The sequence below is a fragment of the Nocardia sp. CC227C genome (genome assembly GCF_030767025.1).
Classification (GTDB): domain Bacteria; phylum Actinomycetota; class Actinomycetes; order Mycobacteriales; family Mycobacteriaceae; genus Nocardia.
The window spans coordinates 89,059-103,503 of sequence record NZ_JASITE010000020.1 but is presented as its reverse complement, the minus strand read 5'-3'; the positions used below and the strand labels follow the sequence as shown (position 1 = coordinate 103,503).

The following is a 14,445-nucleotide window of genomic DNA, read 5'->3' as shown; positions in this document are numbered from 1 at the left end:
GGCGAGTGCGACGCTGAACGGAAGCGCCCCGACGACGGCGAGTGAACTCAGCCGCCGCCGGGGCGAAAGACGATCAACCTGTTGGCGTTTGCCCATGAATGACCTTTCTCACGAATGTTCATGGCTGTCGAACATTCGGATCTGGCCTATGTGCCGGATTGGTCCGGACATTGCCCCGGTCGACGTTAGGGGCTACCCCACCCTGCGGTCGCCGGAGGGCGTGGTCGGTTCGTTCGCTACGGATTTGCCATTACCGGTGGGTGTTTCGTCGAGGGGCCTGACCGCATCGCGCGCGTCCACGTCCCCGGCATTGACCGCCTCCAGGGCGAGCCGCGCGAACACCCACTGTTCGGTGGCGGCCATCTGGCCGCGATGACGGCCCAGGAAGGAGACGAACCATTCGAAGACGGTGACGAACCGGCTGCGGAAGCCGACCAGGTACCACAGATGCAGCGCCAGCCAGGCCAGCCAGGCGATGAAGCCGCCGAATTCCAGCTTGCCGACCTGGCAGACCGCGCTGAAACGCGACACGGTGGCCATGGAGCCCTTGTCGAAGTACTTGAACGGCTTGCGCTGCTCAGGGGTTTCGCCCTTCAGCCCGGCCTTGATGGCCTTGGCCGCGTAGGTGCCGCCCTGGATCGCGCCCTGCGCCTGGCCGGGCACACCCGGCACGGACATCAGGTCGCCGACCACGAAGACGTTCGGGTGCCCCTTGATGGTGAGGTCCGGTTCCACGACCACGCGGCCGGCCCGGTCCACCTCGGTGCCGTCGGAGCGTTCGGCGAGCTGGCGGCCCAGTGCGCTGGCCTGCACACCGGCCGACCAGACCTTGCACGCGGATTCGATGCGCCGCTCGCTGCCGTCGGCGTCCTTGATGGTGACGCCGCGCGCGTCCACATTGGTGACCATGGCGTTGAGCTGGATCTCCACGCCCATCCGGGCGAGCCGCCGGTGTGCCTTGCCGCCGAGGTTGGGGCCCATCGGCTTGAGCACCGCGTCCGCGCCCTCGACCAGGATCACGCGCGCGTCGCGGGGATCGATATTGCGGAAGGTGCCCTCGAGGGTGCGGTCGGCGAGTTCGGCGATCTGCCCGGCCAATTCGACGCCGGTGGGTCCCGCGCCGACCACCACGAAGGTCATGAAGCGGTCGCGCATCTCCTGGGTGGGCGCGAGTTCGGCCTCCTCGAAGCTGCCCAGAATGCGGGCGCGCAGTTCGAGGGCGTCGTCGATGGTCTTCATACCGGGCGCGTAGGTGGCGAAGTGGTCGTTGCCGAAGTACGACTGCTGCGCGCCGGTGGCCACGATGAGGCTGTCGAACGGGGTCTGGTGGTCCTGGTTCAGCAGTCGCGAGGTGACGATATTGTTCTCCAGGTCGATATCGTGCACGTCGCCCATGATGACCTGCACGTTCTTCTGCTTGCGCAGCACCATGCGGGTGGCGGGCGCGATCTCGCCGACGGAGAGGATGCCGGTGGCCACCTGGTACAGCAGCGGCTGGAACAGGTGAGTCGAGGTCTTGGAGATCAGGGTGATGTCGACGTCCGCGTTCTTCAGGTGCTTGCAGGCGAACAACCCACCGAACCCGGACCCGATCACCGCCACGCGGTGGCGCTTCACTTCAGAATCGGTGCTCATCTAGTCCTGCTCCCTGGAGAAGACGGTTTTGCTACGACACATTCACGCCCAACGGTAGTACGGCGTGAGCTGAGCCGACCAATCAGGACGCATCGGGAAACGACCGACGCCACAGCCGCCTCGAAAATACAATATGGGCAGTCGCTCAGGGAGGAATGCCATGGTCGCCGTGGCCGGTCGTGTCAGCGCCGAGGCGGAGAACCTGTCCCTGCTCGAGATTCCCGATACCGCGGTGGTCGATCGGCTGCTGCGCCGCCTGCCCGAGCGGGCGCGGGAACTGGCCGCACCGCCCCCGGACAGCGGGCTGCGGGCGGTGCGCGGCGATGCCGGGCTGCCGTATCTCGGGCGGAGTCTGCAGTATCTGCGCTGGGGCCCGGCCGAGATGATGGGCCGCTATCGCGAGTACGGGCCGGTCTCGTTCAACAGTGCGCTGGGCGCGCGTCGGGTGCTGGTGGCCGGACCCGAGGCCATCGACGAGGTGCTGGGCCGCCGCCGCCAGGACTTCGGTTCCGGCTGGGACTGGTTCATCGGCCCGTTCTTCCACCGCGGACTGCTGCTGCTGTCCTTCGACGAGCACATGTTCCATCGCCGCATCATGCAGCAGGCGTTCACCCGCGACCGGTTGCAGGAGCATCTCACCGAACTGACCGCGGTGGTGGACGCCGCCGTCGCCCGCTGGGTTCCCGACGGGGAACGGCGGCTGCCGCTGTACCCGGCCTTCAAGGAACTCACCCTGCGCATCGCCACCGACGTGTTCATGGCGGTCGACTCCCACGCCGAACGCGAACGGCTGGGCCGGGCGTTCCTGCGCTGCACCCACGCCGCGCTGGCGCTGCTGCGGTTCCCGGTGCCGGGCGGCAACTGGTATGCGGGCCTGCGCGGCCGGAAGGTGTTGGAGCAGTACTTCACCCGCATGATTCCCGCCAAGCGGCGCGCACCGGGACCGGACTTCTTCTCCGCGCTGTGCCGGGCACGCACCGAGGACGGCGCGGTGTTCAGCGACGCGGACGTGGTGAACCACATGATCTTCCTGATCATGGCGGCGCACGACACCACCACGACCACCGTCACCGCGACCGCCTACTACCTGGGGCGGCATCCGGAGTGGCAGCGTCGGGTGCGCGCCGAGGCCCTGGCCCTGCACGCCGAACTCGACGGCGCGCCGCCCACCATCGCCGATCTGGACCGGCTGCGGGATCTGGACCTGGTGATTCGCGAGAGCCTGCGGCTGCTGCCGCCGGTGCCCGGCCTGGTGCGCCGGGCCGCCCGCGACACCGAGATCGCCGGACATTTCGTCCCCGCGGGCACCCAGGTGGACATCGCACACGGCGTCAACCACCTGCTGCCCGAATTCTGGACGCGTCCCGAACTTTTCGATCCGGAGCGGTTCGCCGAACACCGCCGGGAGGATCGCGCGCACCGGCTGGCCTGGCTGCCCTTCGGCGCGGGCGCGCACAAGTGCATCGGCATGCACTTCGGGATCCTCGAGGTGAAGACCATCATCGCGGCGCTGGCCCGCGACTACGAGTGGACGGTCCCCGGCGACTACCTCATGCCGTGGGGTTTCTCCACCCTCCCGTTCCCGCGCGACGGCGCGCCGACCCTGCTGCGCCGCCGCTCCGGTCCGGGCGCGGACTGATGGAGCGGCGCGCGGTGTGGGGTGGGCTCAGCCCCGGCCCTTGAACAGGATCTCCGCGACGCGGGTGGTGGTCTCCGCGCCCTCGGCGTACCCGCCCGCGCCGCCGAGCGAGTTCATGATCGCCAGGGTGTAGCGCTCGCCGGGTCCGGCGAAGCCGACCGAGTTGACCACCCAGCCGCCCTGCTCCTGCGACCAGCCGTTCTTCAGGCCGGGGCGCATGGCCGCGCCCGCACCCCACACGCCCCAGTGCTGGTTGGTGTCCACCCGGCGCATGCGGTCGACGAGATAGTTCCGGTCATCGGGATGCATGCCGGTCAGCACGCTGTCCATGAGCCGGTCGAGATCGGACGGGGTGCACTGCTGGAAGCCCCAGTCGGGGAACAGCTTGGTCTGCGCCATGGAGCTGGTGGGCGGCATGGGCACCAGCCCGCCCATGCCGTTGGCGCGGAAGGCGTTCTGGAAGGCCATGCGGTCCACGCCCGCGTACTTGTTCCAGAGGATGTCGGCGGCGGTGTCGTTGGAGGTTGCCAGCATGGATTCCAGCAGGCCGCGGTCACCGGCGTCGAGGTTGATCGCGCCGACCCGGGCGCGGTTGAGCAGATCCTCGGCCATCGCCAGTTTGATGGTGGAGGCCGTCCAGAACATGGTCTCGGCGTTGGCGTTTCGGTAGATGCCGCCGGTAACCCGGTCGCGCACCACGTATCCGACCGATCCCGGTCGGCCCCGGAGGTAGTCGTCCACCGCCGCGATGCGGCTGGACATATCGCAGTCGAAGCCGGCCATGCACTGCGCGGCGGCCGCCGGTAAGGACGGTCCCATCCCGTCCGGCAGCAGTGCGGGCGCGGTGGGGATCAGGGCGGCGGCGGTGAGGACGGCGGCGGAGGCGGCCACACGGTTGCGCCGAGGCTTCGGAGAACGCACGATGGACCACAATAGACAGTGAAGCGTCCGGTCTGCACGTCTTGCGGATAATTCGTGTGCGTGCTGGCGAAACGCACATGCCCGCAGTGGCTTTGGTGGGCGTTTCGCGGTCAGCGGAAGGCGGCCTCGAGCTCCTCGACGCTGCGGCCGTTGAGGCGGTAGCAGTGTTCGAACGCCTCGGAGTGGTGTTCGCGTGGCCAGGTCCGCAGGACGATGTCGCGGCCGTAGTGGCGCGAGTTGATCAACTCCCAGCGGTCACCGACGCGACGAACCGTGAACCCGCTTCTGGGTACGAGGGGAACCACCGTGGCGGACATCGACGCGAACCAGCCTTTCCGTACCTACTGCGCTACTGCCTACCTCCCCGAAATGCCCTCCCCGCAAAGCACTGTCGCACATCGATTGCGGATTCCCGTGTGACGCGCCCGGGCAAATCCGGGGCGTGTGGCGCGTGTCACCCCGGGGCGCGCGGCACCCGGTGTTTGCATCCGGTTCGCCGACTGTATAAACACAGCTCGTGCACATTCACCGGGCCGAGCGAGCGGACACGCTCGTCGACGTGCTCGCCCAGCTGCTGGCCAGGCCCCTTGACGACCCGTTCGCCGCCGAGGTCGTCGCGGTACCGGCCAAGGGGATCGAGCGCTGGGTGATCCAGCGGCTGGCCACGGTGCTCGGCGGGGCGACCCACGGTGACGGCATCGCCGCGAACATCGAATTCCCCGATCCGGCGAGCCTGGTGGGCGCGGTGCTGGCGGAGGCGACCGGGTTGACCCCCGAGACGGACCCGTGGGCTCCCGAACGGCTGGTGTGGACGCTGCTGCCCGTGCTCGACACGGTGCTGGGGGAGCCGTGGTGCGGTGTGCTGTCCCGGCATCTCGGGCGGGGCGACGCCGCCGGGCATCAGGTGGGGCGGCGCTACGCGACCGCCGCGCGGATCGCGGACCTGTTCGACGGGTACGGCACCCAGCGCCCCGGAATGATCACCGCGTGGGCGGCCGGTGCCGACACCGACGGGACCGGGCGCGAGCTGCCCGAGGACCTGCGCTGGCAGCCGCGGCTGTGGCGCGCGCTGCGGGAGGCCGTCGGCGTGCCGAGCCCGGCCGAGCGCTTGGCCGCCGCGTGCGCTCGCCTGCGCGCGGAACCCGGGGCGGTGTCACTGCCGCGGCGGATCTCGCTGTTCGGCGTGACGCGGTTGACCACCGATCAGCTGGAGGTGCTGTCGGCGCTGTCCGCGGGGCGGGAGGTGCATCTGTGGCTGGTGCACCCGAGTCCGGCATTGTGGACGGAACTGGCGTCGAATGGTGTGGGCGCGCAGGCGGATTCCGCCGACCGGTCGGAATCTGATGGGGCGGATGAGGCTGCCGGGGCGCTGCGCCCGGTTCCGGATCGAGCGGACCGACCGGATGGATTGTCGCCTTCGGGTGAGATGTCCGATTCACTTGTGCGCGTGCGGCATCCGCTGCTCGCGGCGCTGGGTCGCGACGTGCGCGAACTGCAGCAGCGCCTGCACGCCTACGACCACACCGACACCTACCATCCGCCCGTCGTACTGCCGCCGGGGGCACCGGCGCGGGGCGGGGCGGCCGCCGGGGGCGCGATCGCGCAGGCGGCAGCCGATATCGACCTGGACGGGGCCGGTGCCGAGGCGTCCGGACGCACCCTGCTGTCGGCGGTGCAGGCGGCGATTCGGGAGGACCGCTGGCCGGTCGACGTCGAGCCCGAGCTGGCCGGGGACGGGTCCGTCGGCGTGCACGCCTGCCACGGTCCGGCGCGGCAGGTGGAGGTGCTGCGGGACTGCCTGCTGCACATCCTCGCCGCGGACCACACGCTGCAACCGCGCGATGTCGTGGTCATGTGCCCGGATGTGGAAAGCTATGCGCCGCTGGTGCGGGCGGCCTTCGGGCAGTGGTCCCTCGACGCCGCCGAACCCGGGCATCCCGGACACGCACTGCGGGTGCGACTGGCGGACCGGGCGCAGCGTGCGGTGAATCCGCTGCTCGGTGTGATCGGCACGCTGCTGGAATTGGCCGACGGGCGGGTGACCGTCACCGAGGTACTGGATCTCGCCGCGGCCGAACCGGTGCGGCTGCGCTGCGGATTCGACGACGACGATCTGGAACGGCTGCGCGAGTGGGCCGCCGAGACCGGGGCGCGCTGGGGTATCGGGCAGCGGCAGCGGCAGGCGTTCGGACTCGGCGATTTCGCGCAGAACACGCTCAACGCCGCCGTGGACCGCATTCTGCTCGGCGTGGCCGCGGGCGAATCCGGGGCCGACTGGCTGGATCTGGCGCTGCCGCTCGACGACGTGGACTCCGGTGATATCGACCTGGCGGGGCGGTTCGCGGAATTCGTGGACCGGCTCGCGGTCTGCCTGCGCGATCTGCGCGGACCCACCCTCGCCGAACCGGCGGGCGCGCCGCGCCCGGCCGGGGAATGGGCCGCGGTGCTGGGGCGCGCGCTGGATCTGCTCACCGATGTGGCCCGCGGTCAGGCGTGGACGGGTGTGCAGGCGCGCCGCGAACTGGCCGCCGCCCTCGAGCACGCCGGCGATGTGCCGTTGCGGCTGCCCGATATCGCGGCACTGCTGGCGACCCGGCTGGCGGGGCGTGCCTCGCGCGCCAACTTCCGCACCGGCGAGCTGACCGTGTGCACCATGGTGCCCATGCGGTCGGTGCCGCACCGGGTGGTGGTGCTGCTCGGACTCGACGACGAGGTGTTCCCGCGCGCGGGCGGCATCGACGGCGATGATGTGCTGGCCCGGCATCGCTGCCCCGGCGACCGCGATCCGCGCAGCGAGGACCGGCAGCTGTTGCTGGACGCCATCATGGCGGCGGGGGAGCGGCTCGTCCTGCTGCACACCGGATCCGATCCGGTCACCGGGGCGCACCGGCCGCCCGCCATCCCGCTCGCCGAGGTGCTCGACACCGTGCGCGCCCACGTCGGACGCGAGGCCATGGCGCGGATCGTGCGGCGGCATCCGCTGCAACCCTTCGACGCGGCCAACTTCCGCGCCGACGACCCGTTCAGCTTCGATCCGATCGCCCTCGCGGGCGCGGTGGCCGCGCGGCGACCGCAGCGCCCGCGGCCGGTATTCCTCGCCGCGCCTTTGGCATCCGCGTCACCCGGCGATGTGGAACTCACCGATCTGGTGGCCTTCGCCGAACATCCGGTGCGGGCCTTCCTGTGGCAGCGGCTCGGCATCCGCGTGCCCGAAGAGGAAGAGGAGATCGACGACCGGCTGCCCATCGTCCTGGACGGCCTCACCAAATGGTCCATGGGCGAACGCATGCTGGCGGCGCGGCTCAACGGCGTGGAGGCCGATATGCTGCGCGCGGCCGAATGGCGGCGCGGCACCCTGCCGCCCGCGCGCATGGGCGCGGCGGTACTCGACGAGATCGAGGGCACCGTGGACCAGCTGGTGCGCGTGGCCCGGCCCCTGCACGAGATACCGGGTCGCACCGTCGACGTGGCGGTGGACCTCGGCGACGGCCGCCGCCTCACCGGCACGGTCGCCGACGTGCACGACGACGCGCTGTTGCGCGCCACCTACTCCCGGCTCGCCCCCAAACACCGGCTGGCCGCCTGGGTGCGGCTGCTGGCCCTGGCCGCCAGCGGTTCACACCAGAGCTGGCGCGCCCTCACCCTGGGCCGCGGCCAGTTCCGCAATCCGGTCTGGCAGTCCACCCTCACCGCTCCCGATGCCGCCACCGCCCGCGCCATCCTGCGCCAACTCGTGCACCTGCGCGACGCCGGACTCACCGAACCCCTGCCCATCGCCCCGTCGGCCAGCGCCGTCTACGCCGACCGTCGCTGCAAGGGCGCGTCCGTGGACGACGCCACCCTCTCCGCGGAACAGGATTTCGACAGCGCGTACGGTGAACGCACCGACCGCTACCTCCGCCAGGTGTGGGGTCCGGCACTGCGCTTCCCGGACCTGACCCGTCCCCCGGCCGAACTCGGGGGCGACGAGCCGACACGCTTCGGCGAACTGGCCCGAATGCTGTGGAATCCGTTGCTCGCCAACGAGAATCAGGGGAGACCATGACGACGACCGCGAAGCACGGATGAGCGACGAACTCTTCTCCCTCACCGAAACGGCGGCGGACGAGCCCACCCCGGCCCGCCGCCGCCCCCGCCCACCCCGCGACCCCGAGCCCCCGAGCACGGACACCGCCGTGGACGTGCTCCCCCTGCCCCTCGACGACCTGCACCGGAACGTCGCGGCCGGTGCGGACGACAGCGGTGGTCAGGTGCGCACCGCGCGGTCCGACCCCGCGTCGGACCGGCGCGATACCGCGCCCGGATCGGATTCCGCCGCCACCGAAACCTTGCCTGGCGGGCGCACCGAACACGCCGTGGACCGCCACGGTTCGCGCGCGGCCGCTCCGGTCGAGCCGCCCGCGCACCCCGCACCGACCGAGCGCGGATCAAACCGCCGGTCGCAGCGCACCGGCCGTCGGGATTCGGGTGATCCGGTCCCCCCGGCCGAGAACGTTTCGTCCCGAGGGGCGCAGGTCGACCGCGATACCGAGGATGCGCGTCCCGACCGGGCGGCCGCGCCGCAGGTTCGGCGGCGGCCGGTCGCGGACGTTGAGCGAGACGCATCGGGCGCGGGAGCGGCGGTCGCGAACGTCTCCGCTCGACCCGAGCCAAGCAGCGCCGAGAGTGGCGAAACATCAGTCGCCACGGTGGATTCTGGTGCGGAGCCGGTTTCCGAGGGCGCGGGGGACCGGTCCCGGCGCGACCCGGTCGCACCCCCCGAGGCGCAGCAGCGGCACATCGCCGTGCCGCGTGAGCGTGACACCGCGCCGGAGAGTCGGTCGACCATGCCGCCGATGGTCGCCCCACAGCGGGGATCCGGGCACGAGACGGCGGGGAACGGCGGGACGCCCGTGCCGCGGGGTCGGGCCGAGTCGCGGTTCGATCTGCTGGGGCCGCTGCCCGCCGGGACCATGGTGCTGGAGGCGAGCGCGGGCACCGGGAAGACGTACGCCATCGTGGGGCTGGCGGTGCGGTATGTGGCCGAGGCGGGGGTGGATATCTCGCAACTGCTGCTGGTGACGTTCAGCCGGGCGGCCACCCAGGAATTGCGGGAGCGGACGCGGAACCGGTTCGTGGAGGTGGCGACCGGGTTGGCCGATCCGGAGGGGGCCCGGGAGTCCCGCGATGAGCTGGTTGCCCTGCTGGCGCAGGCGGATGCGGCGGAGGTGGCACTGCGGCGGGAACGGCTGCTGGCGGCGCTGTCGGATTTCGACGCCGGGTCGATCGCCACCACACACAGCTTCTGCCAGCGCATGCTCGACGAGCTGGGGCTGGCGGGGGAGCGGGATCCGGGGGCCCGGCTGGTGGAGAGCATCGAGGATGTCGTCGCCACCGTGGCCGACGACCTGTACGTGAGCCGGTACGCGCGCGACGGCGCGCCGTTCTCCCCGTCGGAGGCGCACGAGCTGGCGACCGCCGCGGTGGGGGACCGGCAGTCGATCCTGGTGCCGCGGGCCGAGTACGACGGCGACCCGGCGGCCGAACGGGTGGCCTTCGCCGAGGCGGTGCGGGCGGAAGTGGCGCGCCGCAAACAGCTTTCGGGCATCCGGGACTTCGACGACCTGCTGGTGCTGCTGCACCGGGTGCTGGCCGACCCGGAGCACGGGGAGCGGGCCTGCCGCCGCGTCCGCGACCGGTTCCGGGTGGCGCTGGTGGACGAATTCCAGGACACCGACCCACTCCAGTGGGACATCCTGCGTCGCGCCTTCCACGGCCACGCCACCCTCGTCCTGGTCGGTGACCCGAAGCAGGCCATCTACGCCTTCCGGGGTGCGGAAGTGCTCAGCTACCTGACCGCCGTCTCCGTCGCCGACAGCCGCCGCGAACTCACCGTCAACTGGCGCAGCGACGCCGGACTGCTCGAAGCCCTCGCACACGTCCAGAGCGGAGCGGCGCTGGGGCATCGGGAGATTCGCGTGCACCCGGTCGCGGCCACCCGCCCGTGGACCCGGCTGTCCGGCCCGGCCGAGACCATCACCCCGCTGCGGCTGCGCTGTTTCCCGCGCAGCGGCGCCGGACCGCTCAACAAATCCGGTTTCCCCGCCGTCGGCCGCCAGCGCGAACGCGTCGCGACCGATGTGGCGGCCGATATCGTGCGCCTGCTCGAATCCGGGGTCACCCTCGCCACCGCCGCGGGTGCGCGCCCGGTGGACGCGGGCGATATCGCCGTGCTGGTGCGCACCCACACCCAGCTGAACCTGGTGCGCGCCGCACTGGAGAAGGCCGGGGTGCCCTCCGTACTCACCGGCGGGGCCAGCGTTTTCGGCACCGAATCGGCCATGGACTGGCTGTGGGTGCTGCGCGCCCTGGAGCAGCCGCACCGCGCCGACCGCGTCCGACTGGCCGCGGGCACCGCGCTGTTCGGGCTGTCCGCCGCCGAGATCGACAGCGGCGGAGCCGATCTCGTCGGTCAGCTGAGCGCCCAGCTGCGTGACTGCGCCCGCCTGTTCACCCGCGCCGGATTCGCGGCCGTCTTCGAAAAGCTCTCCGCCGAACGGGAACTCGCACCGCGTCTGCTCTCCCTCGACGGCGGTGAACGCCAGCTCACCGACCTGCGGCAGATCGCCCAGCTGCTCGACGAGACTGCGCTGCGTGAATCCCTGGGCCTCACCGCGCTGGCCCGCTGGCTCGCCGACCGGGTGCGCGACCCCGCCTCGGGTGCGGTGACCGGCCGCAGCCGCCGCCTGGACCGCGACGCCCGCTCGGTGCAGATCGCCACCGTACACGCCAGCAAGGGCCTCGAATTCCCGGTCGTCTACCTGCCTTTCGCGTGGGACTCGATGATGCTGCCCAAGAACGCGGCCCTGCTGTTCCACGACGAGCAGGACCGCCGCGTGCTCGATGTCGGCGGCCCCGACGCCCCCGGCCACGCCCAGCGCAAACTGCGCGCCGAGGCCGAGGCGGCGGGGGAGGAGCTGCGGCTGCTCTATGTCGCGCTCACCCGCGCCGGAGCGCAGGTGGTGGCCTGGTGGGCGCCCAGCTACAACACTGCCACCGGACCGCTGCACCGCATGCTGTTCGGCCGCGAACCCGGCGGCGGCGAGGTCGCCGACAAGGTGGCGGTGCCCGCCGACCACATCGCCCTGGACCGGATCACCACCTGGGCCGCCACCGCCGCCGACGGCGTGATCACGGTGGAACCGGTGGACCGGGCGCGGGCGGCTCGACTGGCGACCGCGACCTCCGGCGGCGCGGTCGGCGACCTCGCCGCCGCCCGCTTCGACCGGGTGCTCGACCACGACTGGCGGCGCACGTCGTACTCCGCGCTCACCGCCGGTGCCCACGACCACGCACCCGCCACCGACACCCCGGACGGCCGCGGCATCGCCGACGAACCCGACGTGCCGAGCCCGCTCGCCGACGAAGCGGCCCCCGTGGCCGCGCCCTCGTACATGAACGCGCCCTCGCTCATGAACGAACTGCCCTACGGCGCGGAATTCGGCACCCTCGTGCACGAGGTGCTGGAGTACGTCGACACCGACGCCCCCGACCTCGCCGCCGAGATCCGCGACCGCACCGCGCACGCCGTGGCCGAGCAGATGTTCGACGCCGATCCCGAGGTGCTGTCGCGGGCGCTGCTGGCCGTCATGCGCACCCCGATCGGCTTCGGCTGCCTCGCCGACATTCCCACCCGCGACCGACTCAGCGAACTCGATTTCGAACTGCCCCTCGCCGGGGGCGACACACCGGCCCGCGAGCGGGTGACCGTGCCCCGGATCGCCACCCTGCTGCGCCGCCACCTGCCGCCGGACGATCCCCTGGCCGACTACGCCGACCAGCTCGCCGACCTCGACGACACCCCGCTGCGCGGCTACCTCACCGGCAGCATCGACGCCGTACTGCGCATTCCCGGCCCGCGCTTCGTCGTCGTCGACTACAAGACCAACCGTCTGGGCACCGGCGACCTCACCGTGGCCCACTACACCCACGAGCACATGGCCGCCGAGATGATGCGCTCCCACTACCCGCTCCAGGCGATTCTGTATTCCGTTGCCCTGCACCGCTATCTGCGCTGGCGGCTGCCCGACTACGACCCGGCGCGCCACCTCGGCGGCATCCGGTACCTGTTCGTGCGCGGCATGGTCGGCCCCGACACCCCGGACGGTGCGGGCGTTTTCGACTGGGAGCCGCCCGCCGCGCTGGTGGTCGAACTGTCCGGCCTGCTGGCGGGCGAGACGGGCGGAGGACGGGTATGACGGTGGTGATCGCGCCATGCACACGGCGATTCGGTGCGCGGCGGGCCGCTCGTTCGCGCCCGACCGGTGTGGCCGCACGGGCCATCTGTCGAGAACAGCGGGCGAGGAGAAGGGGGTGACCGGGCGATGACGTCGATCGCGGTGGCGCAGCGTGGCACCGGACCGCTGCGCACCTTCAACGAGGCGGGCGTGCTGTCCGCCGCCGACGTGCACGTGGCCGTGCGGCTGGGGCGGCTGGGGCGGGAGGAATCACCGCTGGTGCTGTTCGCGATCGCCCTCACCGTGCGCGCCGTGCGCTCCGGTTCGGTCTGTCTGGAACTGCGCCGCATGCACGAGATCGGCGTGGACGCCGAGGGCACCGAGGAGTCGGCGATCGACCCCGCCACCCTCCCCTGGCCCGACGTGGACGCCGTCATCGCGGCGCTGCGGGTGAGCCCGCTGGTGTGCGGCAGCCCGGCCGGACCGCTCACCCCGCTGCGCCTGATCGACACGCCCGCCGGACCGCTGCTCTATCTGAGCCGCTACCACCAGCAGGAACAGACCATCCGCCGGGTGCTGACCGAACGTGCCGCCACCCACCCGATGGTGGACGCGGAACTGGTCCGGCGCGAACTGGATCGGCTCTTCCCCGATCAGGCCGGGCCGGGCGAGCCGCCCGACCGGCAGCGGCTGGCGGCGGCCCTGGCCGCCACCCAGTGGACCACCGTCGTCGCCGGTGGCCCCGGCACCGGCAAAACGCACACCATCGCCCGGGTGCTGGCGCTGCTGGTGGCGCATCAGCAGGCGGTCCCGGACGCGCCCGCCCTGCGCATCGCCCTGGCCGCGCCGACCGGCAAGGCCGCCGCGCGCCTACAGGAGTCGGTGCGGGAGCAGGCCGGGGATATCGGGCTGCCGGAACTCACCGCCGCCACCCTGCACCGCCTGCTGGGCTGGCAGCGCGGCGGCGCGTCCCGCTTCCGGCACAACGAGTTCAACCGGCTGCCCTACGACGTGATCGTGGTGGACGAGACGTCCATGGTGTCGCTGACCATGATGAGCCATCTGCTGCCCGCCGTCCGCCCGGACGCGCGCCTCGTGCTGGTCGGCGACCCCGATCAGCTGGCCTCGGTGGACGCGGGCGCGGTGCTGGCCGACCTGGTCGCCGGACCCGTACCGGGACAGGCGAATCCGGCGCTGGACCGGATCCTCGGCGCGGACCTGTCCGCCACCACCGCCCATCCGGACGCGCTGTCCGGGCGGGAGCGGGAACGCCTGCGCGGCGGTATCGTCCGGCTCACCCGGGGCCGCCGCTTCGGCGGCCGCATCGCCGAACTGGCCGTGGCCGTGCGCGCGGGTGACGCCGAGGCCGCGCTCGCCCTGCTGGCCGACGGCGGCCACGAACTGTCCCTGCACGCCCCCGAGGACATCGCCGAGGTGCGTGAGGACGTGCTGCGCGCCTCCGGCGAGGCCACCGACGCGGCGCTGCGCGGCGATGCCGCCGCCGCCCTCACCGCCCTGGAATCGCATCGCCTGCTGTGCGCGCACCGGCAGGGCCCGTACGGCGTGGAGCGTTGGGACCGGCTCGCCGCCGGCTGGGTCACCGCCGCCGGCATCGCCTCCGATCCCGGTGCGGGACAGTGGTATCCGGGTCAGCCACTGCTGGTCACCGCCAACGACCACGAGGCCCGCATCTACAACGGCGACACCGGCGTGATCGTCCGCGCCCCCGACGGCACCCTGCGCGCCGCCCTGCAACGCGGCACCGAACCGTATCTGGTGCATCCGACCCAGTTCCCGGGCGTCACCACCGTGTACGCCATGACCATCCACCGCAGCCAGGGCAGCCAGTACGACACCGTCTCCGTGGTGCTGCCCGGACCCGAATCCACGCTGCTCACCAGGGAATTGCTGTACACGGCCATCACCCGCGCGCGTCAACGGGTGCGGATCATCGGCACCGAGGAGTCCATCCGCTCCGGAATCGACCGCCGAGTACTGCGCGCCAGCGGACTGCGAGTGAACTAGACCGCTGAT

The 14,445-nt window shown here is 71.8% G+C and carries 7 protein-coding genes; 4 read left to right on the top strand and 3 right to left on the bottom strand.

What is annotated here, in order from left to right; translation table 11 throughout:
• Positions 1-192 precede the first annotated feature (192 nt).
• Positions 193-1,635 (bottom strand): NAD(P)/FAD-dependent oxidoreductase, encoded by a 1,443-nt coding sequence (locus QMO76_RS30760; protein WP_306364855.1) that lies wholly within the window; start codon positions 1,633-1,635, stop codon positions 193-195.
• 160 nt (positions 1,636-1,795) lie between these two features.
• On the opposite strand from QMO76_RS30760, the gene QMO76_RS30755 reads away from it, so the two are divergent.
• A complete protein-coding gene (locus QMO76_RS30755; RefSeq protein ID WP_306364854.1) occupies positions 1,796-3,274 on the top strand; it encodes a cytochrome P450 in 1,479 nt (492 codons plus the stop codon).
• Between the two features lie 27 nt (positions 3,275-3,301).
• Here QMO76_RS30755 and QMO76_RS30750 read toward each other — a convergent pair whose 3' ends face one another.
• Positions 3,302-4,207: a tat pathway signal sequence gene (locus tag QMO76_RS30750; protein WP_372342123.1), complete on the bottom strand. Its 906-nt coding sequence runs from the start codon at positions 4,205-4,207 to the stop codon at positions 3,302-3,304.
• Between the two features lie 98 nt (positions 4,208-4,305).
• Complete coding sequence (locus tag QMO76_RS30745) at positions 4,306-4,512, bottom strand: hypothetical protein (RefSeq protein ID WP_306364853.1); 207 nt, start codon at positions 4,510-4,512, stop codon at positions 4,306-4,308.
• A 200-nt stretch (positions 4,513-4,712) separates the two neighbouring features.
• On the opposite strand from QMO76_RS30745, the gene recC reads away from it, so the two are divergent.
• From recC to recD, 3 genes are all read left to right on the top strand, one after another.
• Entirely contained in the window at positions 4,713-8,240 is a 3,528-nt protein-coding gene (gene recC, locus QMO76_RS30740) for an exodeoxyribonuclease V subunit gamma (protein WP_306364852.1), read from the top strand.
• 907 nt (positions 8,241-9,147) lie between these two features.
• A complete protein-coding gene (locus tag QMO76_RS30735; RefSeq protein ID WP_306364874.1) occupies positions 9,148-12,432 on the top strand; it encodes a UvrD-helicase domain-containing protein in 3,285 nt (1,094 codons plus the stop codon).
• Between the two features lie 126 nt (positions 12,433-12,558).
• On the top strand, positions 12,559-14,436 hold the full coding sequence (gene recD, locus QMO76_RS30730) for an exodeoxyribonuclease V subunit alpha (protein ID WP_306364851.1): 1,878 nt from the start codon (positions 12,559-12,561) through the stop codon (positions 14,434-14,436).
• The last annotated feature ends 9 nt before the right edge of the window (positions 14,437-14,445 follow it).

What these genes read in the sequence shown, in the direction of transcription:
- QMO76_RS30745 (WP_306364853.1), bottom strand. Translation starts at nt 4,512, where the DNA reads ATGTCCGCCACGGTGGTTCCCCTCGTACCCAGAAGCGGGTTCACGGTT.
- QMO76_RS30760 (WP_306364855.1), bottom strand. Translation starts at nt 1,635, where the DNA reads ATGAGCACCGATTCTGAAGTGAAGCGCCACCGCGTGGCGGTGATCGGG.
- recD (WP_306364851.1), top strand. Translation starts at nt 12,559, where the DNA reads ATGACGTCGATCGCGGTGGCGCAGCGTGGCACCGGACCGCTGCGCACC.
- QMO76_RS30755 (WP_306364854.1), top strand. Translation starts at nt 1,796, where the DNA reads ATGGTCGCCGTGGCCGGTCGTGTCAGCGCCGAGGCGGAGAACCTGTCC.
- QMO76_RS30735 (WP_306364874.1), top strand. Translation starts at nt 9,148, where the DNA reads ATGGTGCTGGAGGCGAGCGCGGGCACCGGGAAGACGTACGCCATCGTG.